The organism is Nocardia ninae NBRC 108245, assembly GCF_007990755.1.
GTDB classification, from domain to species: domain Bacteria; phylum Actinomycetota; class Actinomycetes; order Mycobacteriales; family Mycobacteriaceae; genus Nocardia; species Nocardia ninae.
Genome location: NZ_BJXA01000047.1, coordinates 26506 through 52155, shown reverse-complemented (window position 1 = coordinate 52155; position 25650 = coordinate 26506). Strand labels below are relative to the sequence as shown.

The window sequence follows — 25650 nt, the reverse complement described above, 5'->3', positions numbered from 1 at the left end:
GGCGATGCGGCGGTAGCGTGCCGGTGGTGACCGCGCGGGCGAGGTTGGGACTGGTGTTCGGGTTCGGCATCGGTGCGGGTGTGGCCGTGCAGGGCCGGATCAACGGGGCGCTCGGGGCGCGATTGCACGACGGGATTGCCGCGGCCACCGTCAGTTTCGGGACCGGTCTGCTGATCCTGGTGATCGTGTTCGCGTTGAGCGCTCGACTCCGCGGCGGGGTGGTGCAGGTTCGGCGGGCGCTGGCGGCGGGCACGTTGCGTCCGTGGCAGCTGCTCGGTGGTCTGTGTGGCGCGTTCTTCGTCGCCTGCCAGGGCCTTACGGTCGCGGCGATCGGGGTCACGGCTTTCACCGTCGCCGTCGTCGCAGGTCAGCTGCTGAGCAGTCTCGTGGTCGATCGCCTCGGTATGGCTCCGAACGGGCGAACTCCGGTCACCGCGTTGCGTTTCGGCGGTGCCGCACTGGGAGTGATCGCAGTGGTGCTCGCCGGGTCGGGCCGCTCGGGCGCACCGACCGGCGCCCTCTCGGTCCCCGACTCGCTACGCGGCGCACCGACCGCGCTGCTGATCATCCTGCCCGCGCTGGCCGGCATCGGCTTGGCTTGGCAGCAAGCGGTGAACGGCCGGGTGGGCCAGGCCGGTGGGCCGCTGCCAGCCACCCTGGTCAACTTCTGCGTCGGCCTGATCGCGCTGGTGGTGCTCGAGGCCGCCGTCCTCATCGGTTCCGGCCTGCCCGCCGAATTCCCCACGCAGCCCTGGCTCTACCTCGGCGGACTGATCGGTATCGCCTTCATCGCACTGGCCGCGCTCACCGTCCGCTGGATCGGCGTCCTCCTGCTCGGTTTGACCTCCATCGCAGGCCAACTGCTGATGTCGATCGCCCTCGACCTAGCCACCCCTACCAGCGCGGGCCTGTCCGCCACCGCAGTCGTCGGCAGCGTGTTGACCTTGGTGGCCGTGGGCATAGCCACCCGTTCCCACCCCTGAGTCGGGCCACCGCCCTGGCTTGCGTCGCAGTTCCATGGTGTGCCACGCACCGGCGATCGAGCGCTGGAAGTAGTTCCGCTGATTCGTCTTTCGAGGGTTTGCGGGTGTGGGATGGTGCGCTCATGCTGATCGAATACGGGGTGTGGATTTCGCGGCTGGTGGTCGGTGTGCTGTTCGGATTGTCGGCCTTCGGGAAGGTGGCTGAGCCGGTCGGTACGCGGAAAGCGGTGGGGGAGTTCGGTGTTCCGATTCGATGGGTGGCCGTGGTGGCGTGGGGGCTACCGGCGCTGGAGGCGGTGGTTGTCGTCGCCGTGCTGGTGCCGTGGACGGTCCTGCCTGGGGCGTTGCTGGCGCTGCTGTTGTTGCTCGTGTTCACGGCCGCGGTGGTGCGGCTGTTGCGGCGGGGGGAGCGTCCGGCCTGCTCGTGCTTCGGCGCGATGAGTGCGGCGCCCATCGGGACGCGAACACTGGTGCGTAACGGTGTCTTGCTGGTACTCGCGGCGCTGGTCGCGTGGGGTGCGGTGGCATACCCGCAGGTGCCGGGCGTGCTGCCTACCGACGATGCGATCTGGGTCGCCGTGGCCGCAGTGTTGGTGGCGATGCTGACGTGGGTGTGGGGTGAGGTGCATGCGCTGCGCAAGCGGGTCGATGAGCAAGCTTTGTCGACACTCGGCGCGGAGGGTTTGCCGGTCGGCGCGGTCGCGCCGGAGTTCGAGTTGCTCGATGTCGCCGGTGGCCGAACGAATTTGGCGTCGCTGCTGGAGCGGGGGCGGCAGGTGCTGTTGGTCTTCGTTCATCCAGGGTGCGAACTGTGCGCGGCGTTGGCGCGGGAACTGCCGCGCTGGCAGCAGCGCACCGCGTCGGCGCTGACCATCGTCGTCGTCGGCAACGGTGACGCCGCCGAACATGCCGAATGGGGGCGTGAACAGGGACTGGAAGACATCCCGGTGCTGGTACAGCAGGGAAACGAGGCGGCGCTGCGCTACCGCGTGCGCGGCACTCCGTCGGCGGTACTCATCGACGCCGAAGGTCGGGTCGCCGCCCCCGTTGCCAGGGGTGCGATCGCCGCGCGTGAGCTGATAATGCAGGCGAAAACGGTTGTCCGGCGCTGAGAACACGCCGAATCAGGATTCTGGTACGCACCGCGCCGACCGTTACAGCAAATTCGTCCGTTTCGCCGAGCGCATACGGAACGGTCCTTTAATTATGTTGCCGCACAATCGATTTCGCCGGAAATAGTACAACAGCGCTGGCTACCATCGAATGGCAAGGCTCCATCGACCGATCCTTCGAGGTGAAATATCATGGCGGACTTCGCATTCACGGATTACTCCGGCAAAGAATTCGTTGTCAGATTGACCAACGAGGCGCGCATCGCGGAAGCGCGACGGATCCTATCCGGCGAGGAACAGATGTCGATCCACGTGATGGGACGAATTCGTAAGCAGCAGGCCGAGTACAACCCGGGCTGGAGCTTCCATTTGGACCCGGACACCGTCACCTTCTTCACCATGGCCATCGAGGTCTGTGACGCCAGCATCACCTATTTGGAGGACCACCTCGACGAGGCGTGCGGGCCGTTCCTGCCCGGATGCTTCTGGTGCCCATGGTCATCCCGGCTCACCAGGGAGTTGACCGCCTGACCACCGACAAGGGGAGCGAACATCGGGCAGGTACCGAAAGGTGCCTGCCCGGCCCGCTGCGTCAGCTCAGCTTGCGTGACCGCAGTTCGTGACCCTTGGACGTCTTGCAACGCCCCGATTCCAGATCCCACTGCCAGCCGTGCAGATTACAAGTAAGGGTATTGCCCTCCACCACACCGAATTTCGACAGATCCGCCTTCAGATGCGGGCAGCGCCGCTGCACTTCCCACCCGTCCAATTCGGTCGAGGCGGAATCGTCGTGCGCCTCGGCGAACCAACCGTCCGCGTAAGCGATTCGCTCGTCGGTGAGGCATTTGAAGAAGGTGTAGAGGAATTCGTTGTAACCGCCGATCCGCCACGCCTGGAAGCGGGTGGACAGGAAAATCGTGTTCACCCAGTCGGGTTCGTTGTCCCGCAGCACGGTGCGCACCAGGTCGGGCGCGATGCGGAACCCGTAGCGGTATTTGCCTTCGCCCTCGATCGGGCCGCGTACCACGCGCTTGGGGAAGTCCAGCACCACGGTCTCGTCGCCCAGCACCAGGCCGACCGGGTAGCCGATGCCGTCGCAGATCAGGTCGCTCTGCGCCATGATCGGCTCGAACAGCGCCTGCAACGGTTCCAGCAGCGGCCCGTCACCCGTTGCCCACGCGGCCTTTTCGGCCGCGAGCACCGGCGCGAGCCGCTGCGCCATCAGCTCGATGTACTCGGCCTTGTTGTCGTAGATCAGCCCGGGCTCGAACGGGTGCGTCAACTCCAGTTCGGCGCCGCGCACGTCGGCGACCGAGCCGGGGATCATCAGGATCCCGCCCTCGTTGCCGTGGATCTTCATCTGCTCCAGGAACACCATCTGGTCCGGGAAGATGTTGCCCTCGTCGCCGCGATCGTCGTTGAGGTAGCGCAGCTCGTCGTCCAGGAACACCGGCGGCCCGGCCGATGGCACCACCCAGGTGGCCCCGACCTGCTCGATGTAGCTGCGGCACCGGTCCATGCCGCGCTGACGCTTCTGCTTACCGAAGTTCGACTTGGTCCGGCTCGGGATGTCGTAGACCATCGGATACCAGATGGCGCCCGAATACTGCAGCAGGTGGATGTCGATGTGGCCGAACGAGTCGTGCAGCACGTCCATGTCGACCGGGCGGGCGTCGTTCATGTTGAAACAGGTGGTCTCGCCGTCGGAGACGACCAGTCCGGAGTCGCCGATCGGCCCGTCGGCGGGCGCGCGCAACGCGATGATCATGATGTCCAGCGCGGCGCCGTCCCGGCCGGTGATGGTGTGCTTGACCGAGTCCTCGGTCTCGAAGAACTTGTGGAAGCCGAGCTGCTCGAGCTCGCGCCGCAGATCCGGCACCGGATAGTCCGGCAGCAGCACCGTCGCGTCCTTGTTGACGTGCTCGGTCAGGTTCTTCGCGTCGAAGTGGTCGCGGTGCAGATGCGATACGTAGAGAAAATCGCAGTTGCCCAGCTCGTCCCAGTCCAGCTGGGTGTTGTCGGGGAACGGGAACCACGAAGCGAAGTACGCGGGGTTGACCCACGGGTCGCAAAGAATCGACCCCGCCGCGGTGCGGATGTGGAATCCGGCGTGTCCGACGCTGGTGATCTGCACGAGCTGCTCCTCCTACCGTTACCAGCCATCCAGGGTAGTGGCTGTAGGGAATGCCGACGCTCGCGGTGCGGTACGAGCACCCCGGGCTAGGGGGAAACGTCGCCGATGCAGTAGCCCTGTTCGCCGGCGACCAGGGTGAAGGTGCGGCTCTTGGTCACGCCGACGGAGTTGGTGACCGGGACCTCTACCGCGAGGTAGTCCCCGCGCAGCGTCTCCGAGCTGATCTCCTGATCGGCGAATTTGGTGACGCCGGTCAACTTGCCCGGGTTGTTGGCCAGTGGCGCGGCGATGGCCTTGCCGGTGCCGGTGGGGTCCCAGGTCGCCGGGGCAGCCTTGCAGACCAACGGGTAGGTGCCGTCCTTGTCCGCCGTGTCGAGCGGAGTGCCGACGACTCTGGCCAGGTAGCGGCGCACGGTATGCCTGGCATCGGCGTCGTTGTACTCGATGTCCGCGCCCGCCGAGGCGACCCGGGGGCAGGCGTAACCGGTGTCGAGCGCGGCACGTTCGACGGCGACCGTGGTGGTGCGGGTCTTCCAGGTGACCGCGTCCTCGGTGGCGGTGCCCGGCTGGGCGAGCGCGGCCAGGATGGGCTGCTCGTCGCTGTACATGTCGGACACGTTCTTCGGGGCGATGGTCCAGCATTTCGCCTGGAGTTGGGCGATCGTGCTGGTTTTCAGGTCGTTCGCCCAACGCTGCACGGCGGCAGGCAGTTCAGCGACGACGCCGGTCGAGGGGGCAGCGGCCGACGGTGCGGGCGCCGCCGAGGTGGCGTGGATGGTCGGCACCGCGGCGGGCGGGGTGGTGACCGCGGCGGGCGCAGGCTCGTCGCCTGGGATGCCCGAGACCGAGTCGCAGCCCGCGAGCACGAGGGCCCCAGCGATCGCCACGCCGCCGACGACTACTCGCCGAGCACGGGACGCCGACCAGTGCCGCGCGCCGAGCAGTCGAGAGGGATCCAGGGCGATCCTGCCGAGCTGCTGTCCGGTTCGGCGCGTCGTTTTCCGGTCGCGTCCAGATGAATTCGGACGGGCGGTTTCCACTTCGACGATCCTCTTCTCTACAGCGTGCGTCGGTCGAGCGAGCCGTCCCAGGCCCGGTGTGACCGAGAAAGCAGCGGCCCACTGCCGGATGAGACAGTCAGCGACTACGCTAGCGGAATTGTGGAACCCGTCTACCGGACGATCATCGGCCTAGCCCGTACCGTCTTCTTCGTCGAAGGCCTGAAGTTCACCGTCAAGGGCGATGAACATATCCCCGCGCGGGGTGGTGCCGTGCTCGCGGTGAACCACACCGGGTATATGGACTTCACCTACGCCGGTCTACCGGTGCGCACCCCCAAGCGCTACATCCGGTTCATGGCCAAGAAAGAGGTCTTCGACGACAAGATCTCCGGCCCGATCATGCGTGCGCTCAAGCACATTCCGGTCGACCGTGGCGCAGGCGCGGACTCGTACAAGGCCGCGGTCGAATACCTGCGGCGCGGTGAGCTCGTCGGCGTGTATCCCGAAGCCACCATCAGCCGCAGCTTCGAGATCAAGGAATTCAAGTCCGGCGCCGCGCGCATGGCGATCGAGGCCGACGTGCCGATCATCCCGATCGTCATCTGGGGCGCACAGCGGGTGTGGACCAAGGGTTTCCCGAAGCGGCTCGGCCGCACCAACACTCCGATCTCCATCGCGGTCGGCGAGCCGATCCCGCCGTCCGAGCCGGCCGCCGAGCTGACCGCGAAGCTGCGCTCGACCATGCAGGAGATGCTGCTCGATCTGCAAAAGGACTACACCCACGAGCCAGGCGCTTACTGGGTACCGGCCCGGCTCGGCGGCAGCGCTCCTACCCTGGAAGAGGCCGACGCGCTCGATGCCGCCGAGGCCGCGGAGAAGGCCGCGCGGAAGACGGCCACGTAGCAGCGGAGAATTCGGATGGCGCGGGAACCGGTTTACGACATTCTCACCGGCTTGGTCCGCACCATTTTCCTGGTGCAAGGGCTGCGGTTCGACATCGCGGGCCAGGACCAGATCCCGCGCACCGGCGGCGCGGTGCTCGCCGTGAACCACACCGCGTACCTGGACTTCATGGAGGTCGGGCTGGTCGGCCGCAAGTCGGGCCGCAACGTCAGATACATGATGAAGGCCGAACTCGAGCACGGCATCGTGGGCTTTCTGATGAAGCACTGCAAGGCGATCGGGGTGGACCGCACGGCGGGCGCCGAATCCTATAGCCGCGCGGTACAGGCACTGCGCGACGGCGAACTCGTCGTGGTCTATCCGGAAGCAACCATCAGCCGCAGTTTCGAACTGAAGGAATTCAAGTCCGGTGCGGCCCGGATGGCGCTCGAGGCCGACGTCCCGATCGTCCCCTTGGTTATCTGGGGTGCCCACCGCGTCTGGACCAAGGACATCCCGAAACAGCTCGGCCGGCACCGGTTTCCGATCAACATCCGGATCGGTGAACCCATCCCGCCCGCGCCGCCACCGGAAACCCTCACCGCCACTCTGCGCACCCGCATGAGGGACCTCCTCGACCAGGCTCAACAGGACTACCCCATGGAACCCGGCGCTCGCTGGGTCCCCGCCCGCCTGGGCGGCACCGCACCCACGCTCGCCGAGGCCGCCGTCCTGGAACAGGAAGAACTAGCCCGCCGCCGAGCCAAATCGCAACCCCCACGCCACTAGCTCACCGCCGCGCCAACGGGCGCAGGCGTGCGTGGCACATGGCTGCGGCATCGGCCGAGTTGCTTACTCCGTGGTGTGCCACTCACCGCACGGTCGCCAACCGACCAGCCGTGGTGGCGGCTCGCCGTGCTAGATGCGGTCGAGCGGTCGGCAGGGGGTCGGGGTGGGGAGGGCGCCGCGGAGGAACGAGGTCGGCGGGACGCCCATGAGGGTGCGGAAGTCGGCGGTCATGTGGGATTGGTCGAAGTAGCCGTTGTCGGCGGCCAACTGCGCGAGGGGAGTCCCGGCCGGTTGCGTGCTGGTACTGCGCCACCGCGCGTTCCCCGCTTGGGCCAGCACGCGACGCACTCGATCAATGCGCGCGAAGTGCTTGGGGGACAGGCCGATTCCGGCGGTGAACAGGTTGCGGAGTTGGCGTTCACTGACCGCGAGCTCGTCGGCCAATGCTTGCACCGAGCGCCCGGTGGGGTCCGTCGACAGCGCCACCACGGCCGCACGGAGCACGTCGCGTTGGGTGCGCAGCGACGCGTTCTCGGAGATGCGGTGCGGCAGTGCCTCTTCCAGGAACGAAACGATCTCGTCCGGCGTCAATTCGGCCAGCTGATCGGCGAGATCCGCTGCGGCACCCGGCAGATCGGCGAGGCGAACCACCCGGTTGGTGAGAGCAACCGCTGGAACACCGAGCAGTGGGCGCGCCGCACCAGGCGCCAGGCGGAGCCGGACGCACCCCGCGGGCTTGATGGGCTCGGTGTAGAACGCTTTGGTCTGCGGGCCGATGACCAGCATCTCGCGCGGACCGAACTCCTCCGTGCGCAGCACGAGCGTGGTCGCGGTCTGCGGCAGATGGGTGAACAGCTCGGGCAGGTCATGCACCATCGGAATGCGACCGAGCTCGGTGAACCAGGGCCGCAACGACTCCGGCACGGGGACCGTCGCTTCGACGAGGTCCGTGGTCACGACGGGCGCCGTGCGCAGCATGGTGGTCACCCGACCCACTGTAAGCGCTGATCAGGTCGGGTAACTGTGCCGAAATTTCCTAGAGAACGCGGTGGCTCGGACGGCAGCGTTGAGCTCATGATTCTGATCACCGGTGCCACGGGCACCATCGGCAGCGACCTCGTCCGGCAATTGGCGGCGCGCGGCGAACGGGTCCGCGCCGTCACGCGGGAACCGGCGCGGGCGCAACTACCGTCCGGTGTCGAGGTGGTCCGCGGCGACTATCGCGACACCGGCTCGATGGCGGCGGCCGCGCAAGGCGCCGATGCGGCGTTCATCGTCGGCGTGCTCGGCCCGGAATACGTTGACGCCGACCGTGCTTTGATCGCCTCCGCCCGCGACGCCGGCGTCCGCCGCATCGTGAAACTCTCCGCCATCGGCACCGGCGACACCGCTCTCGGCCGCGTCGGCACCTGGCACCTGCCCGGTGAACAGGCGGCCCGCGAGAGTGGCGCCGAATGGACCATCCTGCGCCCGAGCTCATTCGCGTCGAACACGCTGAGCTGGGCCGACGCGATCCGCAACGGTCAGCCCGTGCCCAGCATGACCGGCACCGGACAGCAAGGGGTGGTCGACCCACGCGACGTCTCGGCAGCCGCGGTCGAGGCCCTGCTCTCCGCCGACCACTCGGGCAACATCTACACCCTCACCGGCCCGGAACTCCTGACCAGCACGGACCAGGCCGCCACTCTCGCCGAGGTGCTCGGTCGCCCGGTGCCGGTACTCGACGTGCCGAACGAGGCGGCCCGCGAACACATGCGCGCCCTGGGCATGTCGGCGGAGTTCATCGAGGGTGCCCTCGCCGGGCAGGCCTTTGTCCGTGCAGGCGGCAACGCTGTGCTCACCGACGACCTCAGCCGGGTCCTGGGCCGGACGCCACGCACCTACGCCGACTGGGTCACCGATCATGCCGCAGCATTCCTCGAAGCGCCGGATGTGGCCACCCCTGGGCGCATGACGCTGGCGTAGCGGCTCGAGCGGGTGACCACTCGAGTAGGCGACCAGCAGCGCCGACGCGGCAGCGGGTCACGGGTATAGCAGTAGGATACAGCGCCATCGTGCACTGCGCACACCGAAAGGGACGGCACCGTGTGGTGCCGTCCCCTTCGGTTCAGCAGCGATTACTGCGCGGTGGAGCGGAAGGTGCGCAGTCGCAGGCTGTTGCTGACGACGAAGACAGAGGAGAACGCCATGGCGGCGCCCGCGAGCATCGGGTTCAGCAGCCCGGCCATGGCCAGCGGGATCGCAGCCACGTTGTAGGCGAACGCCCAGAACAGGTTGCCCTTGATGGTCCCCAAGGTCTTGCGGGACAGGCGAATCGCATCGGCCGCGGCACGCAGGTCACCACGGACGAGGGTCAGGTCACTGGCCTCGATGGCGACGTCGGTGCCGGTGCCCATGGCCAAACCGAGGTCGGCCTGAGCGAGCGCGGCGGCATCGTTGACCCCGTCACCCACCATCGCGACGACCTTGCCTTCGGCTTGCAACCGCTTGACGGTGGCAACCTTGTCCTGCGGCAGCACCTCCGCGATCACCTGATCGATGCCCACCTGCGCGGCGATCGCCTCGGCGGCGGCCGTGTTGTCACCGGTCAACATGATCGGCGTGAGCCCGAGCGCACGCAGCTGCGAAATCGCCTCGGCGGAAGTCGGTTTCACGGCATCGGCGACGACGAGCACGCCGCGAGCCTTACCGTCCCAGCCGATCGCCACCGCGGTTTTGCCCTCGGCTTCGGCGGCCTGCATGGTCCGCTCCAGTTCCGCGTCCAGGTGTTGTGCCCAGTCGGCGAGCAGGCGGGCCCGTCCGACGATCACCGCGTGCCCATCCACTACGCCCTGCACCCCGAGGCCCTCGATATTCGCGAAGCCCTCGACCGCACGCAACGCACCGGTCTGCTCCCTGGCGCCCTTGGCGATCGCCTGGGCGATCGGGTGTTCGGACGAATCCTCCAGTGCCCCAGCCAATGCGAGCACCTCGACGGTGTCTTCGCCGTTGGCCGCGACAACATCGAGCAGCGTCATCTTGCCGGTGGTGACGGTACCGGTCTTGTCCAGCACCACGGTGTCCACCCGCCTGGTCGATTCCAGCACCTCCGGGCCTTTGATCAGGATGCCCAGCTGCGCACCGCGACCGGTCCCGACCATCAGCGCGGTCGGCGTGGCCAGCCCGAGGGCGCAGGGGCAGGCGATGATCAGCACCGCGACCGCGGCGGTGAAGGCCGCGGCGACGGAACCGCCGGTGCCGAGCCAGAATCCGAGCGTCGCGACCGCCAGCGCGATCACGATCGGCACGAAGATGCCGGAGATCTTGTCGGCCAGCCGCTGCGCCTGGGCCTTGCCGGTCTGCGCGTCCTCGACCAGCTGCGCCATCTGGGCCAGTTGGGTATCCGAGCCGATCCGGCTGGCGCGCACCATGATCCGGCCACCGACGTTCACGGTGGCACCGACCACGGTGTCGTCCGGTCCGACCTCGACCGGCACGGACTCGCCGGTCAGCATCGAGGCGTCGACCGCGGAGGAGCCCTCGGTCACCACGCCGTCGGTGGCGATCTTCTCACCGGGCCGCACGACGAACCGGTCGCCGACGGCCAACTGCTCCACCGGGATCCGCTGTTCGGTGCCGTCGCGCAGCACCGAGACCTCCTTCGCGCCGAGTTCCAGCAGGGCACGCAGCGCCGCACCGGCGCGCCGCTTGGACCGCGCCTCGAAGAAGCGTCCGGCCAGGATGAACGTGGTGACTCCTGCAGCGGCCTCCAGGTAGATGCTGCCGGTGCCGTCCATCCGGGAGATGGTGAACTCGAACGGGTGCTTCATGCCCGGCGTGCCCGCGGTACCCCAGAACAGCGCGTACAGCGACCAGCCCAACGCGGCCAGGGTGCCCATCGACACCAGCGTGTCCATGGTGGCCGTGCCGTGACGCAGGTTGGTCAGCGCCGCGCGGTGGAACGGCAGCGCACCCCACACCACCACCGGCGCGGCCAGCGTCAGCGAGAGCCACTGCCAGTTGGTGAACTGCAGTGCGGGAATCATCGCCATCGCGATCACCGGCACCGTCAGTACGAGCGAGACCAGCAGTCGCGTGCGCAGTGCGGCCGTCGGGTCTTGCTCGGCGACAGCTACTTCCGTCGGTGCGGACTTCGGCGGCGGCAGCGTGGCACTGTATCCGGCCTGCTCGACGGTGGCGATCAGCTCCGCCGGGGAGACGTCACCGGTGACGTCGACCCGCGCCTTCTCGGTCGCGTAGTTCACCGTCGCGGTGACGCCGTCGAGCTTGTTCAGCTTCTTCTCGATGCGATTGGCGCAGGACGCGCAGGTCATGCCGCCGATTACCAGTTCGACCTGCCCGGTGCCGGGTGGTTGCGTCGCGGTGGTCATCGTGTGCTCCGTTCTGTGCGGCACGGTAGTGGAGATTCGGTCGTCGCGACCGTGGTGCGCGCCGTGCTGGGTCGATATCTGTCGAGCCGGTGCCTCGCGGCCTGCGAAGCACCGACCGGACATCAGTGGCCGTGTGCCGGTTCCGGGGCGCCGGGTGCCGGAGCGGGCGGTGGCGTGCTGCCGTGCCCGTCGTGGGTCGCGGACTCCGCCGCCCCGGTGCTCTGGCCGACGGTCAGCGTGAACTCGGCGGTACGGACCACCCCTTCGTGCTGGAAGTCGAGGAACAGCCGGTAGTCGCCCGCACTCGGTGCGGTGACATAGAAGGTGATGCCCGGTCCCGCCGGTGTGACACCGTCGCCGGGGTGACCGTCGGGGTGCACGTGCAGGTACGCGAGATCGGCGGCGCGCAGTGCGACGAGGTGACCATAGGCCGCCAGGTAGGGCTGCAGGTCGGTGACCGGCGTGCCGTTGCGGCTGACGGACAACGTGACCTTCGAGGATTGGCCGGGGGTGACGGTGCCGTCGAGGGTGACGGTGTAGCCGTCGACCGTGCTGGTGGTCGCCGCGACCGGCAGCGGCCGCGGATCGTAGTTGCCCGCCACCCGCAGGTCGGTGCCGAGGGTCAGGTTGTCGCCGCCCTCGGGGGTGAAGTCGGCGAACACTCGATAGTCACCCGCACGGGTGAGATCCAGTGGGACGCTCCAGGTTCCGTCACCGCCGAGGACGGGGTGCACGTGCTGGAAGGCGGTCATGTCGCGCCGCACCACGATCAGGTGCAAGTCTTTGTCGTGGGTGCGCTGGTAGCGGGTGAGCGGTGCGCCGTCCTGGTTCAGGATGCGGAAACGCAGCGCGACATTCGGCGCCGCGGCGGTGAGTGCGGTGTCGAGGCGCAGCGTATATCCGCCGTTGGTAGCCATCGTGCCGTTGGGTTCTCCGGCGGCGGGGGTCGCAGGCCCGGCCTCGTGCGCGTGTGATTCGGGGGCTGCGGGCTCGGGGCCGATCGCCGCGCCGGTGGCGATGGCGATCCCGAAGACGGCGGCCAGGCCGAGGGCGAAGCCGGCGAACTTGGTGGTTGCGTTCATCGGATGCTCCGTTTCCGGTGTCAGTCGGCGACGGTGTAGCCGGCCTGATCGATGGCCGCGACGATGGTGTCGCGCTCGATCGGGGCCGCGCTCTCGACGGTGACCTGGCCGGTGGGCAGGTCGATCGTGACGGTGTCGACGCCGGAGACGCGGCCGATCCCGTCGCGCACCGACGTGGCGCAGCCGCCGCAGGTCATTCCGGTGACGGTCACGGTGATCGCGGTGCTCATGGTGTTTCTCCTACTCCGGCGACGGCCTCTGCCGTGCTCCTGCTAGTTACCATACCCCCCTAGGGTACTGAGTCAAGAGCTTGTTTCGCGGCGGGAGAAGTGCGCCTGGTCACTGAAGGCCTGGGCACGAAAAAGCCACCGCCCTCGGGCGATGGCTTTTCCGGTGGATTGCGCGATCAACCTGCGTGCAGATTGCGGGCGGTGGGGGAGGCTTCGGTGGTGGCGGGGTCGGGGTGGGTGCCGAAGAGGCGGTCGGCGGTGCCGGAGGTCGTCACGGTGAACCAGTAGTGCTCGTTCTTGTAGTGATGGTGCCGGTGATTCCGCCAGACCGCCCGGTACAGCGCGCCTTTCGGCTTGTAGTCGGTGTGGATCAGGTAGTGCGTCCACTCGTAGCCGAGGCCGAGGACCGTGATGGTGATCAGGAAGGTCAGGCCGAGACCGAGGCGCGGGAAAGCGAACGCGGCCAGTGCGAGCAGTACCACCACCAGCACCGACAGTGTCTTGGTCGGAATGAAGATCAGCGGAATATTGCGCGGATCGACATGGTGCTCCCGGTGTTTGCGAGCCAGTTCGCTGTCGATCGGAATCGGTCCGAGTTGTCTCGGCCGCCAGTGCAATACGGTGACGTGCACGATCCATTCGAAGATCGGGAACACCGCGAGCATCACCACCGGCACCAGGAGATCGGTGGATTGCCAGTCGCTCACCAGGATTCGGCCGACGACGGCCGCGATCAGCGTGACCCCTATGAGCCATGGCGAGGGATGGCGTAGAAACTCGCGGAACGCGGCGTCGAGCGTGAGTCGGCGACGCAAGGATCGCTCATCGTTGCGTACTCGGGCCCGTGCGTTCGTCTCGGCTGAATTCTGCTGGGAAGCATGGGGTTTCGTCATGTTGTTTCCTAGGTGAAGCGTCCGTCGAGGACGTCGATCAGTGCCGTGGTCGCCGGCTCGAGCAGGGCTCGGGCGATATCGGCGGCCTCTTGTGCTCGGCCCGCCACAATGGCGGCGGCCAGTTCGCGGTAGGCCGCGACATTGCCCACCTCGGCGGACATGATCGGGGCCAGCGCCGCGAGCGCTGGTTCATAAGCGGCGCGCAACATGTTGAACATCAGCCGGAACACGATCGAGTCGGCCGCGTCCACCACGTGATCCCAGAACTCCATCGCATGCCGCTGCTGCGCGACCGGATCCTCCTCCGCGGCAAGCGCTTCCACCGAGCCCGCCAGCAGGGCGCCCACTGTCTCGGCATCCGTCACACCCAGCCGCCCGGCCGCGAGCTCGGCCACCTTCGGCCCGTTGTGCAGCCGCGCCTCCAAGATGCTGCGCGCCACCTTCGGATCCAACTCCCCGGCCTGCACCAGCAGTCGCGGCAAAACCTCCAGCCCCGCCCCCCGCCGATAATCCAGCACCGTCGTCGCATCCCCCTGCCGCACCGCAACCAACCCCGCCGCCGCCAGCCGCTGCAACGCCTCCCGCACCGCAGGCCGCGACACCCCCAACGCCTCCGCCAACTGCCGCTCACTCGGCAACGTCGCCCCCGGCACCAACTCCCCACTCAGCACATCCGCCGCGATCTGCTCGAAAACATCCCCCGACACCGACCGCTTGACCACAGGTTGCAAAGCCATACCGCTACTGTGCGCCCTATAGGTCAGGAGGTCAAGTGGTCAGACCAATTTGTTTCGCCGTAGCGATAGGGCCACGACGGAGAGTCCACCCTCGATTTGCCGCCGCCATGTCCCGCGCTGCGGAGACCTATCGCCAGGACTCGGACCCGGCTCGCGGTTCAGCTCGGGTCGGAGCCGCGGATAGCGGAGAGCCAGAGGGCGGTGATGGCGGCGACGCAGGTGGCGGCGAGGAAGGTGGTGAAGGAGCCGCCGTCGACGTAGATCCACAACAGGGCTGCGAAGGGGGCGGCGACGGTGGATTGGGCGTCGAGGAGCAGGCGCCGGCGTAGGCGGGACGCGGTGAGGGTGGGGGCGTTCGGGTCGGGGCGGGACGGGTTATCGATCAGTCGCCCTGGCGGTTCCGTGGTGCGGATGCGGCCGGAGGGGTAGAGACGGCGGCCCGCGACGTGGATGATTCGATCGGTGAGATCGGCGCGGCTTTCGGTCATGGTCATCAGTGCGGGGTCGAAATAGACCGGGAGCCATCGTGGTCGACCAGTGCCGCTGATCTCCAGCCAGGATCGGCTGAGCAGCCGGTGCTGCTGGCGGATACGCGAAACCCCGACGGTGCGAGCCGATCCAGACGGCCAGAACGCCAGAAACCCGAGCGCAACAGCGATCCGGTAACTGGAATACCCGATGATCCCCAGCGCCACCGTCGCCAGCGCCGCCACCTGGTCCAGATCGCCGAATGGCGCCCAGGCGAGGCAAATCGCCAGGGCGCCGATCGTCACGCTGCTCGGATAGGCCAGCGGGTGGCCTGATCCGAAACTCACTTCAGGAAACCGATTTTCGTGTAGTCCAGCGACGCGAGGCCCGCCGCGCCGTAGTTGGCGAGGTCGGCCCGCACCGCCACGTTGCCGGTGGACTGCATCAGCGGCAGGGAGTGGCCATCCTCGAACACCTTGCGGTCGATCTGGTTGGCCAGTTTCATCGCCTTCGCCGGATCGAGCTCGGAAACCGCTTGTTCGATCAAAGCATTGAGCTCGGGTGAGCCGATGCGACCGTAGTTACCCTGCAGGTCGTCCGGGTTGTAGCCGTAGATCTGGTTGAGGCTGCCGAGCGGGAACGGGTCACCCACCCACGACCACTGCGCGACATCGAAATCACCCGGCTGGATCACCTCGGTGAAAAAGCCCTTACCGGACTTGGTCTCGATGTTCAGCCGCACGCCGACTTGCGCCAGGTTCTGCTGAATGATCTGCGCGATCTGTACCCAGGTGTCTTCGTTGTACATGATGTCGCGGATCTCGAGCTTGCGACCGTCCTTCTCCCGAACATCGCCGTTGAGTTTCCAGCCGAGGTCGTCGAGCTCCTTGGCGGCCGCAGCCGGGTCGAAGCCGAGACTGTTGTCCTGGTAACCGGCCTGTCCTTGGATATACACGTGATTGTTCAGCGGCTTCGGGTCCTCGACCAGTCCGTTCTGGATCGCGGTCACGATGCCTTGCCGGTCGATGGCCTTCGAGATCGCCACCCGGAGTTTCGGATCCGACAGCACCGACCCGGGCGCGCCGTTGAACGTCAGATGGCTCCAACCATTGCCCGGTGCCCGCCTGATGGCGACTCCGGCAGTATTCTTCGCGGTCTTCAGTTCGTCGCGGGTGGCGAGGCCGACCACATCGATCTCGTTGTTCTGCAGAGCGGGCAGGTCGGCGGAACTGTCGAGGACGCTGTAGGTGATGGTGTCGAGCTTCGGTGTGTCACCCCACCATTTCGGATTGCGGCCCAGCACGATTCGGCCCTGTGCGCGGTCGGTCGACTGCACCATGAACGGCCCTGCGGTCAACCCGATCCCGTCGACCTCGCTCGTGTTGAACAATTCCGGCGTCGCGGTGACCGTTTTCGGAACCAGGAACGAGTTCCCCGCGAACTGCCCGCGCCATTCGGCGTAATGCTGCTTGAAGGTGATGACGGCTTGCCGGTCGTCGACGCCGCGTTCGACCTTCTCCACTCGATCGAACCCATTGTTGATGGCGATCAGGAAGGACTTGTCGGCGCCGCTGAGCGCATTGGCCTGGGATCGGATGTCTTCCCAGGTGATCGGGCTGCCGTCGGACCAGACGGCTTTCGGGTTGATCGTGTAGGTGACCTGTTGCGGGTTGGTATTGGTGAGCTGGACATCGGTGAAGTAGTCGGTGTTGACCGAAAGCTCGCCCGCGGCATTGGTGCGGAACGCCCGCGGCATCATCGGGCGTTCGAGGCTGCCGATCTCGTAGTCGTTCCCGTCGTTGGACAGCGTGTTCCAATTCGCGGGAAACGCCGAGATCGACAGCCGCAGATTGCCTCCGTCGCGCAGATCAGCGACATCGTGGGGGTTGATGTCGTTGGTCGTGCCGACGGCGGCGACCGCCCCCTTGGGCGCATCCTCGTCGTTCGAGCCGCACCCCGTGGCCACCAAACCGATGGCCAGCAGGGGAACCGCGAGAAGGGTCACCGATGAACCGAGCCGCACAGGTCGCTCCTTTCAGCAGACATGCTGCGTAGTTACTTCAGGAACCCGATCTTCGTGTAGTCGTAGGACGCCAGCCCCGCCGCTCCGAAATTCGCCAGATTGTCGCGAACCGCGACATTGCCCGGCGATTGCATGAGCGGCAGCGAATGCCCCAACTCGAAGACCTTACGGTCGACCTGATTGGCCAGCTCGACGGCCTTCTTCGGGTCGAGTTCCGAAATCGTCTGCTCGATCAGCGCATTGAGCTCGGGGGATCCGACGCGGCCGTAGTTGCCCTGCAGGTCGTCCGGGTTGTAGCCGTAGATCTGGTTGAGGCTGCTCAGCGGGAACGGATCACCCAACCAGGCCCACTGGCCGACATCGAAGTTGCCCGGCTGGATCACATCGGTGAAAAACCCGGTGCCCGGCTTGGTTTCGATGTTCAACTTGACGCCGATCTGGGCCAGATTCTGCTGAATGATCTGGGCCATCTGCACCCAGACGTCCTGGTTGTACATGACGTCGCGGATTTCCAGTTTCCGCCCGTCCTTCTCCCGGACGTCACCGTTGAGTTTCCAGCCGAGTGCGTCGAGTTCCCTGGCCGCGGCGGCCGGGTCGAAGCCGAGACTGTTGTCCCGATAACCCTCCTGCCCCTGCAGGTAGACATGGTTGTTCAGCGGCTTCGGGTCCTCTACCAGACCGTTCTGGATCGCGGTGGCGATGGCCTGCCGGTCGATGGCCTTCGAGATGGCAACGCGCACACCGGCGTCGGCGAGCACCGAACCCGGCGCACCGTTGAAGGTGAAGTGCGACCAGTTGTTTCCGGGCGCACGCCGGATAGCGATGCCGGGTGTACTGCGCGCGGACTTGAGCTCGTCCCTGCTGGCCAGGCCGACCGCGTCGATCTCGTTGTTCTGCAGCGCGGGCAAGCGTGCGGCATTGTCGAGGACGCTGAAGGTGAGGGTATCGAGCTTCGGCTTGTCGCCCCACCACTTGGGGTTATGGCCGAGGACAACTCGGCCCTGCGCCCGGTCGACCGACTGGACGAGGAACGGGCCCGCCGTCAAGGTGATGTCTTGCAGCTGGCTCTTGTTGAACGCCTCAGGTGTCGCCGTGACCGACTTGGGATAGAGGAACGAGTTCCCCGCGAACTGCCCACGCCAGTCGGCATAGTGCCGTTTGAAGGTGATGACGGCCTGTCGCTCGTCGACGCCGCGTTCAACCTTCTCCACCCGATCGAACCCATTGCTGATGGCGATCAGGAAAGATTTATCGGTACCGCTGAGGGCATTGGCCTGAGACTGGATGTCTTCCCAGGTGATGGGGCTGCCGTCGGACCAGACGGCTTTGGGATTGATCGTGTAGGTGACCTGCTGGGGTTCGGTGTTGGTCAGCTGGACATCGGTGAAGTAGTCGGTGTTGACCGAAAGCGCTGCCGCTGCATCAGTTTTGAAGGCACGCGGCAGCATCGGCCGCAGCAGCGAGGCGGTGTCGCCGTCGTTTCCATCGTTGTGCAGACCGTTCCAGTTCTGCGGCAGGGCACTGAGCGCGAGGCGCAGATTGCCGCCGTCGCGCAATTCGCTGACATCCTTCGGATTGATGTCGTTCGTGGTGCCGAGCGCGGCAGTGGAACCCGCCGGTGCGTCGGTGTCGTCGGCGGCGCATCCGCCCGCGATCAAACCGATGGCGAGCAACGGAATCGCCAGTCGAATGGTCAATGAACGAACCCGCATGGTCCGCTCCTTTCCGCAGAAATGCTGCGTAGTTACTTCAGGAAGCCGATCTTGGTGTAGTCGTAGGAGGCCAAGCCGGGTGCGCCATAGTTGGCGAGGTTCGCGCGGACAGCCACGTTGCCGGTGGATTGCACCAGTGGCAGCGAGAACCCGATCTCGAACACCTTCCGGTCCACCTGATTGGCCAGGTCGATGGCCTTTTCAGGGTCGAGTTCGAGGAGGGTTCGCTCGATGAGCTCATTGATCTCGGGAGAACCGATGCGGCCGTAGTTGCCCTGCAGATCGTCCGGGTTGTAGGCGTAGATCTGCGGGAGTCCGTTGTACGGAAAGGCGTCGCTCGACCAGATCCATTGCGCCACGTCGAAATTGCCCGGCTTGATGACATCGGAGAAATAGCCGCGGCCCGGCTTCGTTTCGATGACCAGCTTGACGCCGACCTGCGCGAGATTCTGCTGGATGATCTGCGCAATCTGCACCCAGCTCTGGGCGTTATACATGATGTCGCGGATTTCCAGTTTCCGCCCGTCCTTCTCCCGGACGTCACCGTTGAGCTTCCAGCCGAGCGCGTCGAGTTCCTTGGCCGCGGCGGCCGGATCGAAGGGCAGGCTGTTGTCCCGGTAGCCGACCTGGCCTTCGACGAACACATGATTGTTCAGCGGCTTGGGTTCCGCCACCAGACCGTTCTGCACGGCGGTCGCGATGCCCTGCCGGTCGATGGCCTTCGACAGTGCGACGCGCAGCGCGGGATCGGCGAGGATGGAACCCGGCGCGCCATTGAAGGTCAGGTGCGACCAACTGTTGCCCGGTGCGCGGCGGATGACGACCCCGGCGGTGTCGCGTGCGGTCTTCATGTCATCGATGGACGCGATGCCGACCGCGTCGATCTCGTTGTTCTGCAAGGCCGGAATGATGGCTTCGGAGGCGAGCACCGAGAAGGTGAGGGTATCCAGCTTGGGTTTGTCACCCCACCACTTCGGGTTGTGGCCGAGCACGACCCGGCCCTGGGCGCGGTCCACCGACTGCACGAGGAACGGCCCTGCGGTCAGCGTGATGCCGTTGAGCAGGCTCTTGTTGAAAGCTTCCGCGGACTCGGTCACCGACTTCGGGTACAGGAAGGCGTTGCCTGAGAACTGACCACGCCAATCGGCGTAATGCTGCTTGAAGGTGATGACGGCTTGCCGGTCGTCGACGCCGCGATCGACCTTCGCCACCCGGTCGAAACCGTTGGTCAGCTTGATCAGGTACGCCTTGTCGGCGCCGCTGAGGGCATTGGCCTGGGATCGGATGTCTTCCCAGGTGATCGGGCTGCCGTCGGACCAGACGGCTTTCGGGTTGATCGTGTAGGTGACCTGCTGCGGGTCCGTGCTCGACAGCACGACGTCGGTGAAATAGTCGGTGTTGACCGAGAATTCGCCGGAGGCGCTGGTCTTGAAAGCGCGCGGCATCATCGGCCGCGCGATGCTGCCGACCTCGCCCGTCGCATCCGTGTGCAGGGCGTTCCAGTTCTCCGGCAGTGTGGTCAGTGCCAAGCGGAGATTGCCGCCGTCGCGCAGGTCGGCGACGGGGTGCGGGTTGATGTCGCTGGTCGTGCCCAGCGCGGCGGCCGCCCCGTCGTCGGCGCTCTCGTCCGAGCTCGAGCACCCGGACAGCACCAGGCCCAACGCTAGTGCCGGTACTGCCAAACGTGTACCCAGCGTGGAGATCCGGGTGCTCGGTTTCGTCACTTCATAAATCCGATCTTGGTGTAGTCATACGACGCCAACCCCGGTGACCCGAAGTTGGCGATGTCCGCGCGCACGCCCCAGTTCCCTTCCGACTGGGTCAGCGGCAACGAATGCCCCTCCTCGAACACCTTGCGGTCGACCTCGTTGGCCAACTCGATCGCCTTCTTCGGGTCCAGTTCGGAGAGGGTGCGATCGATCAGGGCGTTGAGTTCGGGGGAGCCGATGTGGCCGAAGTTGTTCTGCCAGTCGCCGGGGTTGTAGCCGTAGGTCTGCGGAATGCTGCTCAGCGGGAAGGCGTCACCGATGTAGGAGAATTGGGCGGTGTCGAAGTCGCCGGGGATGATGACGTCGGTGAAGAAGCCCGCGCCGGGCTTGGTGTCGATGGTGAGTTCGACGCCGATCCGGGCGAGGTTCTGCTGGATGATGCGGGCGATCTGGACCCAGGTGTCGTCGTTGTACATGACGTCCCGGATGACCAGTTTGCGGCCGTCCTTCTCGCGGGTGTCGCCGTTGAGCTTCCAGCCGAGTGCGTCGAGTTCCCTTGCGGCGGCGTCCGGATCGAAGCCGAGGCTGTTGTCCTGATAGCCGGTTTGGCCCTCCAGGAAGACGTGGTTGTTCAGCGGTTTCGGCTGCTCGACCAGACCGTTCTGCACCGCGGTGGCGATGCCTTGGCGGTCGATCGCCTTCGAGATTGCAACGCGCAGAGCGGGATCGGCGAGAATGGAGCCGGGTGCGCCGTTGAAGGTGATGTGCCGCCAGCGGTTACCTGGTGCGCGGCGGACGACGACGCCCGAGGACCTGCGCACGGTCGTCGCGTCGTCGAGGTTGCTGAGCAGTACCGCGTCGAGCTCGTTGTTCTGCAGGCCGCCGACCCAGGCGTTGCGGTCGAGCACGGTGTAGGTGATGGTGTCGAGCTTCGGCTTGGCGCCCCACCAGTTCGGGTTGCGGCCCAGCACGATTCGGCCCTGGCCGCGATCGGTGGACTGGACGAGGAACGGGCCCGCCGTCGGCCCCATGTTGTCGACGAGACCCTTGTTGAAGCTTTCCGGGTCGGCGGTCACCGACTTGGGGAACAGCGACATGTTGCCCGCGAACTGGCCGCGCCATTCGGTGAAGGGCTGACGGAACGTGATGACGGCCTGCCGGTCGTCGACGCCACGCTCGACCTTCTCCACTCGGTCGAAGCCGACGGTGATGGCGATCAGGAAGCGTTTGTCGGTGCCGTTGAGTGCCTTGGCCTGCGAGGCGATGTCTTCCCAGGTGATCGGATTGCCGTCGGACCAAACGGCTTTCGGGTTGATCGTGTAGGTGACCTGCTGGGGGCTGGTGTTGGTGAGCTGGACATCGGTGAAGTAGTCGTGGTTGACCGTCAGCTCACCCGCAGCGTTGGTGTCGAACGCGCGGGGCATCAACGGTCGTTCGATGTCGGCGATCTCGCCGTCGTTGCCGTCGGTGGACAGGGTGTTCCAGTTGGCGGGAAACGAGGTGGTGGCCAGCCGCAGGTTCCCGCCGTCGCGCAACTCGTCGACACCCTTGGGGTTGATGTCGCTGGTGGAGCCGATCGCGCCCGACACGCCCTCGGTCGAGGGCGTGTCACCGGCGCCACAACCCGCCGTGATCAGGCTCAGCGCGACCACCGGTATCGCCCAGCGCAATGCCGGCCTTCGGCTCGCTCGGATCGGCATCGCGCTCTCCTTCTATCGGCTGACGGCAGGCACGGGCACCGCGTCGATGAGCGCGCGGGTGTACTCGTGCCGTGGATCGGCGAAAATCTGTTCCGCCGGGCCGGATTCGACGATCTTGCCGCGGTACATCACCGCGATATCGTGGGCCAGGTTGCGCACCACGGACAGGTCGTGCGAGACGAACAGATACGACAGTCCGCGCTCGATCTGCAAGTCGCGCAACAGGTTCAGCACACCAGCCTGGATGGAGACGTCCAGTGAGGACACCGGTTCGTCGAGCACCAGGAGCTCCGGGTCCAGCGCGAGGGCGCGGGCGATGCTGATGCGCTGTTTCTGGCCGCCGGAGAAGTCGGCGGGATAGCGCTCAGCATGATCGCGGCGCAGGCCGACCTGCTCGAGCAGTTCCGGTACCCGGCGGCTGATCTCGTCGCGTCCGCGTCCGTCGATGCGCATCGGCTCGGCCAGCGCGTCGAAGATCGGCAGGCGCGGGTCCAGCGACGCGGTCGGATCCTGGAAGACGATCTGCATCTTCCGGCGGATCTCACGCTTGCGTGCCTTGGTCAGGGTCGCGACGTCGCTGCCCATGATCTCGATGGTGCCCGATTCCGGCCGGACCAGGTCGAGAATCTGGCTGAGCGTCGTGGATTTCCCGGAACCGGACTCGCCGACCAGCGCCAGCGTGCGGCCCGCGTGCACCTCGAAGCTGATGCCGTCGACCGCGCGGATCTCGCCCTTACGGCGCTTGAACAGGATGCCCGCGGTGATCGGGAAGGTCTTCACCAACTCCGAAACCCGCAGCACCACTTGCGCACTGACCTCGGCCTCGACCCTCGGCTCGGTGACTTCCTGCCGATACGCCTCGAACAGGTCGTCCGTGCCGACCTCCGCGGTGCGGATGCAGGCGGCGGCGTGCCCGGGGTTGGTCTTCTCCAACGGCGGCTCGGCGACCCGGCATTCATCGATGGAGATCGGGCAGCGCGGCGCGAACGAGCAGCCCGGCGGCAGCGCGTGCATGGCGGGTGGTGCGCCGAAGATCGGGATCAGCGGCTGGCGGGCCGGGCGGTCCATCCGGGGAATGGAGCCGAGCAGGCCCACCGTGTACGGCATCCTCGGTGCACTGAAAAGCTCAGTGGTGGTGGCGGTTTCGACGATCTTCCCGGCGTACATCACCGCGACCCGGTCGGCGAGTGTGGCCGCGATACCCATGTCGTGGGTGATCATGATGACGCCCGCGCCGGTGATATCGCGCGCCTTGCGCAGCAGGTTCAGGATCTGCTTCTGCACCGTGACATCGAGCGCGGTGGTCGGCTCGTCGCAGATGATCAGCGCGGGATCGTTGGCGATGGCCATGGCGATGACCACGCGCTGGCGCATGCCGCCGGAGAACTCGTGCGGGAAAGCCTTGGCGCGCACCTCGGGTTCGCCGATACCGACCAGGCCGAGCAGCTCGACCGCCCGGTCCGCCGCCTCGGTCTTGCTCATCTTGCCGTGCGCCAGCAGGGCTTCGGCGATCTGCTCGCCGACTCGGTACACCGGGGTCAGCGCCGAGAGCGGGTCCTGGAACACCATGCTGATGGAACTGCCACGCAGCCTGGACAATTCGCGATCGCCGAGGCCGAGCAGTTCGCGGCCGCGCAGCCGGATCGAGCCGCCGATCCGCGCCTGCTCCGGCAGCAGGCCCATCACCGCGAGCGACGACACGGACTTGCCGGAGCCGGATTCGCCGACGATGGCGAGCACCTCACCGTCGGAGACGGTGTAGTTGACGCCACGTACCGCCTCGATGCGGCCCTCCTCGCTGGGGAAGGAGACGCGAAGGTCGGTGACCTCCAGCAGCGGTGCGGTGAAGTTCTTCTCGACCACGACCTTCTCGGTGGGGTCAGCGCCCGTCATACCTTTGCCTTCTTCTTCGAGCGCGCCCGCTTGGCGCCGGGATCGAATGCGTCGCGCAGTCCGTCACCGACCAGGTTGGCGCACAACACGATGGTGATCAGCAGGCCACCGGCGAACAGGAACAGCCAGGGATAGGTGAGCGCCGACTTGGTGCCGGACGCGATCAGCGAGCCGAGCGAGACATCCGGCGGCTGCACACCGAAACCGAGGAAGCTGAGCCCCGTTTCGGCCATGATCGCCGCGCCGACCGCCAGCGTGGTGTCGATGATCAGGATCGACGCGATGTTCGGCAGGATATGACTGACGATGACCGTGCGCGTCGGTGCGCCCATATACCGTGCGGCCCTGACGAATTCGCGGTCGCGCAGGCTGAGCGTCAAGCCGCGCACGATGCGTGCGCTGATCATCCAGCCGAACAGGCTGAGCAGCAGAATCAGCAGCAGGATCGATCCGCTGCCCTTAGTGCGCGGCGCGAACAGCGCGACGATGATGAAGCTCGGCACCACCAGCAGCAGATCGACCAACCACATGATCGCGCGGTCGGTCCAGCCGCCGAGCAGCCCGGCCATCGCGCCCGCCGTCGCGGCGATGGTGGTGGAGACCAGCGCCACGCACAGGCCGATCAGCAGCGACTTCTGCATGCCGCGCAGGGTCTGCGCCAGTACGTCCTGCCCGATCTGGGTGGTGCCGAACGGATGCTTGGCGCTCGGCGGCTTCAGCAGGGCGGTGTAATCCAGCTGCTGGTAGTCGTATTTCAGCAGTGGCGGCAACGCGAAGCTGGCGATGAACAGCAGGATCAGTATCGCCGCGCCGATGACGGCGGGCTTGTTGCGCAGAAACCTGCGCAGCACCAGCTTGCTCCGGCCTGCCGCCGCCGGTTCGGGCGCACCCTGGACGATGATTTCGACGGCTTCAGTCATCGCACACGCACCCGGGGATCGAGAATCGCCAGCACCACATCGGAGAGCAGGCCCGACACCAGCACCACCAGTCCGGCGAACGCGGTCACCGTGACCACCACGTACAGATCCTGGGCATTGATCGAATCCACCAGCCACTCACCGACGCCGTGCCAGCCGAAGATCTTCTCGGTGAACGTCGCGCCGGTGATCAAGCCGAGCAGGCTGTAGGCGAACAAGGTCGCCATGGGAATCAACGCCGTGCGCAAACCGTGCTTGTAGAGCGCTTTGCTCCGAGTCAGGCCTTTGGCGCGGGCGGTGCGAATGAAATCGCTTTGCAGCACGTCGAGCATCGCGTTGCGTTGATAGCGGCTGTAGCCCGCCATACCGCCGAGGGCGAGACCGGCCGTCGGCAGCACCAGATGCTGCAGGCGGTCGAGCAGTTGCGGCCAGAATCCGTCGATACGGTTCGCCGAAGTCTCGCCGGTGTAGAGGAATATCTGCGAGCCGGTGAGCGAATTGATTTCCAGCGCACCGTATTTCAACAATGTTGCGAGCAGGAACACCGGCGTGCTCAACACCAGTAGCGAGATCACCGTGGTGAAGTAGTCACTGAATTTGTATTGCCTGATGGCGCCCGCCGCACCGATCAGCACACCGAGCACCGTGCCGACCAGGGAACCCAGGATCAGCAGCCGCAAACTCACCGCGACCCGGCGCGGCAGCTCCTCGCTCACCGGCTGACCGGCCAGGGTTTTGCCGAAATCCCCTTGCGGGATCCCCTTGAGCCAGGTGATATAGCGCTGCGGGATCGGGTCGTTGAGGTGTAACTCCTCCGCCTTGGCGTCGATCACCGCCTGCGGTGGGCGCGGGTTGCGTTGTTCCAGACTGTCCAGCGGGCGAAACGTCAGCGACGCCAGGCTGAAGGTCAGGAACGACGCCAGCAGCAACAGCACGACATAGTGAAGCGCGCGTCGTAGCAGGAAGCCGGTCATCAGTCCTCATGGTCTTTCGGCTGGACGGACCAGCGTCG

General features: G+C 66.3%; 22 protein-coding genes. 6 read left to right on the top strand and 16 right to left on the bottom strand.

Going from position 1 to position 25650, the window contains the following annotated elements:
* The first annotated feature begins 26 nt into the window (after positions 1 to 26).
* From NN4_RS28250 to NN4_RS28240, 3 genes are all read left to right on the top strand, one after another.
* Complete coding sequence (locus NN4_RS28250) at positions 27 to 983, top strand: DMT family transporter (protein WP_222595190.1); 957 nt, start codon at positions 27 to 29, stop codon at positions 981 to 983.
* Positions 984 to 1105: 122 nt separating this feature from the next.
* Positions 1106 to 2095: a peroxiredoxin family protein gene (locus NN4_RS28245; RefSeq protein ID WP_147137778.1), complete on the top strand. Its 990-nt coding sequence runs from the start codon at positions 1106 to 1108 to the stop codon at positions 2093 to 2095.
* A 192-nt stretch (positions 2096 to 2287) separates the two neighbouring features.
* The gene (locus NN4_RS28240; protein WP_147137775.1) at positions 2288 to 2626 is read left to right on the top strand and encodes a BP74-related protein; all 339 of its coding nucleotides are present in this window, start codon (positions 2288 to 2290) and stop codon (positions 2624 to 2626) included.
* 61 nt (positions 2627 to 2687) lie between these two features.
* On the opposite strand, the gene NN4_RS28235 is transcribed toward NN4_RS28240, so the two are convergent.
* On the bottom strand, positions 2688 to 4229 hold the full coding sequence (locus tag NN4_RS28235; RefSeq protein WP_147137773.1) for a Rieske 2Fe-2S domain-containing protein: 1542 nt from the start codon (positions 4227 to 4229) through the stop codon (positions 2688 to 2690).
* Positions 4230 to 4315: 86 nt separating this feature from the next.
* Positions 4316 to 5269: a hypothetical protein gene (locus NN4_RS28230; RefSeq protein ID WP_246181132.1), complete on the bottom strand. Its 954-nt coding sequence runs from the start codon at positions 5267 to 5269 to the stop codon at positions 4316 to 4318.
* 120 nt (positions 5270 to 5389) lie between these two features.
* On the opposite strand from NN4_RS28230, the gene NN4_RS28225 reads away from it, so the two are divergent.
* Together NN4_RS28225 and NN4_RS28220 are read left to right on the top strand one after the other, a co-directional pair.
* On the top strand, positions 5390 to 6133 hold the full coding sequence (locus NN4_RS28225; RefSeq protein WP_107659893.1) for a lysophospholipid acyltransferase family protein: 744 nt from the start codon (positions 5390 to 5392) through the stop codon (positions 6131 to 6133).
* A 15-nt stretch (positions 6134 to 6148) separates the two neighbouring features.
* Positions 6149 to 6901: a lysophospholipid acyltransferase family protein gene (locus NN4_RS28220; RefSeq protein WP_147137767.1), complete on the top strand. Its 753-nt coding sequence runs from the start codon at positions 6149 to 6151 to the stop codon at positions 6899 to 6901.
* Between the two features lie 129 nt (positions 6902 to 7030).
* Here NN4_RS28220 and NN4_RS28215 read toward each other — a convergent pair whose 3' ends face one another.
* On the bottom strand, positions 7031 to 7879 hold the full coding sequence (locus NN4_RS28215) for an AraC family transcriptional regulator (RefSeq protein WP_147137830.1): 849 nt from the start codon (positions 7877 to 7879) through the stop codon (positions 7031 to 7033).
* A gap of 96 nt (positions 7880 to 7975) precedes the next feature.
* Here NN4_RS28215 and NN4_RS28210 point away from each other — a divergent pair, with 96 nt between their 5' ends.
* On the top strand, positions 7976 to 8866 hold the full coding sequence (locus NN4_RS28210) for an NAD(P)H-binding protein (RefSeq protein ID WP_147137764.1): 891 nt from the start codon (positions 7976 to 7978) through the stop codon (positions 8864 to 8866).
* A 152-nt stretch (positions 8867 to 9018) separates the two neighbouring features.
* Here the strand turns inward: NN4_RS28210 and NN4_RS28205 are convergent, their stop codons facing one another.
* The 13 genes from NN4_RS28205 to NN4_RS28145 form a co-directional block, all read right to left on the bottom strand.
* Positions 9019 to 11271, bottom strand: coding sequence for a heavy metal translocating P-type ATPase (locus tag NN4_RS28205; RefSeq protein ID WP_147137761.1), 2253 nt, complete (start codon positions 11269 to 11271; stop codon positions 9019 to 9021).
* A gap of 122 nt (positions 11272 to 11393) precedes the next feature.
* The gene (locus NN4_RS28200) at positions 11394 to 12353 is read right to left on the bottom strand and encodes a DUF8832 domain-containing protein (protein ID WP_147137758.1); all 960 of its coding nucleotides are present in this window, start codon (positions 12351 to 12353) and stop codon (positions 11394 to 11396) included.
* Between the two features lie 20 nt (positions 12354 to 12373).
* Entirely contained in the window at positions 12374 to 12583 is a 210-nt protein-coding gene (locus NN4_RS28195; RefSeq protein ID WP_107653590.1) for a heavy-metal-associated domain-containing protein, read from the bottom strand.
* 176 nt (positions 12584 to 12759) lie between these two features.
* Entirely contained in the window at positions 12760 to 13476 is a 717-nt protein-coding gene (locus NN4_RS28190; protein ID WP_147137754.1) for a sterol desaturase family protein, read from the bottom strand.
* 8 nt (positions 13477 to 13484) lie between these two features.
* Positions 13485 to 14213 carry a FadR/GntR family transcriptional regulator gene (locus NN4_RS28185; protein WP_147137751.1) on the bottom strand — a complete coding sequence of 243 codons (729 nt, stop codon included), beginning with the start codon at positions 14211 to 14213 and terminating at the stop codon, positions 13485 to 13487.
* Positions 14214 to 14371: 158 nt separating this feature from the next.
* Positions 14372 to 15028: a hypothetical protein gene (locus NN4_RS28180; protein ID WP_246181131.1), complete on the bottom strand. Its 657-nt coding sequence runs from the start codon at positions 15026 to 15028 to the stop codon at positions 14372 to 14374.
* Complete coding sequence (locus tag NN4_RS28175) at positions 15025 to 16704, bottom strand: ABC transporter family substrate-binding protein (RefSeq protein ID WP_147137749.1); 1680 nt, start codon at positions 16702 to 16704, stop codon at positions 15025 to 15027. The genes NN4_RS28180 and NN4_RS28175 overlap by 4 nt, the downstream gene beginning before the upstream one ends.
* A 32-nt stretch (positions 16705 to 16736) precedes the next feature.
* Positions 16737 to 18416 (bottom strand): ABC transporter family substrate-binding protein, encoded by a 1680-nt coding sequence (locus NN4_RS28170; RefSeq protein WP_147137746.1) that lies wholly within the window; start codon positions 18414 to 18416, stop codon positions 16737 to 16739.
* 32 nt (positions 18417 to 18448) lie between these two features.
* Positions 18449 to 20140, bottom strand: a complete 1692-nt coding sequence (locus tag NN4_RS28165; RefSeq protein ID WP_246181130.1) for an ABC transporter family substrate-binding protein — start codon at positions 20138 to 20140, stop codon at positions 18449 to 18451.
* Positions 20137 to 21825, bottom strand: coding sequence for an ABC transporter family substrate-binding protein (locus NN4_RS28160; protein WP_147137743.1), 1689 nt, complete (start codon positions 21823 to 21825; stop codon positions 20137 to 20139). Before NN4_RS28160 ends, NN4_RS28165 begins: the two co-directional genes overlap by 4 nt.
* A gap of 12 nt (positions 21826 to 21837) precedes the next feature.
* On the bottom strand, positions 21838 to 23718 hold the full coding sequence (locus tag NN4_RS28155) for an ABC transporter ATP-binding protein (RefSeq protein WP_147137740.1): 1881 nt from the start codon (positions 23716 to 23718) through the stop codon (positions 21838 to 21840).
* A complete protein-coding gene (locus tag NN4_RS28150; RefSeq protein WP_147137737.1) occupies positions 23715 to 24638 on the bottom strand; it encodes an ABC transporter permease in 924 nt (307 codons plus the stop codon). Before NN4_RS28150 ends, NN4_RS28155 begins: the two co-directional genes overlap by 4 nt.
* The gene (locus tag NN4_RS28145) at positions 24635 to 25612 is read right to left on the bottom strand and encodes an ABC transporter permease (protein WP_107653598.1); all 978 of its coding nucleotides are present in this window, start codon (positions 25610 to 25612) and stop codon (positions 24635 to 24637) included. Before NN4_RS28145 ends, NN4_RS28150 begins: the two co-directional genes overlap by 4 nt.
* Between the last annotated feature and the right edge of the window lie 38 nt (positions 25613 to 25650).

Excerpts from the sequence above, each read along its gene's own strand:
- NN4_RS28190 (WP_147137754.1), bottom strand. The coding sequence starts at position 13,476 with ATGACGAAACCCCATGCTTCCCAGCAGAATTCAGCCGAGACGAACGCA.
- NN4_RS28215 (WP_147137830.1), bottom strand. The coding sequence starts at position 7,879 with ATGCTGCGCACGGCGCCCGTCGTGACCACGGACCTCGTCGAAGCGACG.
- NN4_RS28210 (WP_147137764.1), top strand. The coding sequence starts at position 7,976 with ATGATTCTGATCACCGGTGCCACGGGCACCATCGGCAGCGACCTCGTC.
- NN4_RS28185 (WP_147137751.1), bottom strand. The coding sequence starts at position 14,213 with ATGGCTTTGCAACCTGTGGTCAAGCGGTCGGTGTCGGGGGATGTTTTC.
- NN4_RS28245 (WP_147137778.1), top strand. The coding sequence starts at position 1,106 with ATGCTGATCGAATACGGGGTGTGGATTTCGCGGCTGGTGGTCGGTGTG.
- NN4_RS28145 (WP_107653598.1), bottom strand. The coding sequence starts at position 25,612 with ATGACCGGCTTCCTGCTACGACGCGCGCTTCACTATGTCGTGCTGTTG.
- NN4_RS28195 (WP_107653590.1), bottom strand. The coding sequence starts at position 12,583 with ATGAGCACCGCGATCACCGTGACCGTCACCGGAATGACCTGCGGCGGC.
- NN4_RS28150 (WP_147137737.1), bottom strand. The coding sequence starts at position 24,638 with ATGACTGAAGCCGTCGAAATCATCGTCCAGGGTGCGCCCGAACCGGCG.
- NN4_RS28160 (WP_147137743.1), bottom strand. The coding sequence starts at position 21,825 with ATGCCGATCCGAGCGAGCCGAAGGCCGGCATTGCGCTGGGCGATACCG.
- NN4_RS28205 (WP_147137761.1), bottom strand. The coding sequence starts at position 11,271 with ATGACCACCGCGACGCAACCACCCGGCACCGGGCAGGTCGAACTGGTA.
- NN4_RS28200 (WP_147137758.1), bottom strand. The coding sequence starts at position 12,353 with ATGAACGCAACCACCAAGTTCGCCGGCTTCGCCCTCGGCCTGGCCGCC.
- NN4_RS28240 (WP_147137775.1), top strand. The coding sequence starts at position 2,288 with ATGGCGGACTTCGCATTCACGGATTACTCCGGCAAAGAATTCGTTGTC.
- NN4_RS28155 (WP_147137740.1), bottom strand. The coding sequence starts at position 23,718 with ATGACGGGCGCTGACCCCACCGAGAAGGTCGTGGTCGAGAAGAACTTC.
- NN4_RS28170 (WP_147137746.1), bottom strand. The coding sequence starts at position 18,416 with ATGCGGGTTCGTTCATTGACCATTCGACTGGCGATTCCGTTGCTCGCC.
- NN4_RS28220 (WP_147137767.1), top strand. The coding sequence starts at position 6,149 with ATGGCGCGGGAACCGGTTTACGACATTCTCACCGGCTTGGTCCGCACC.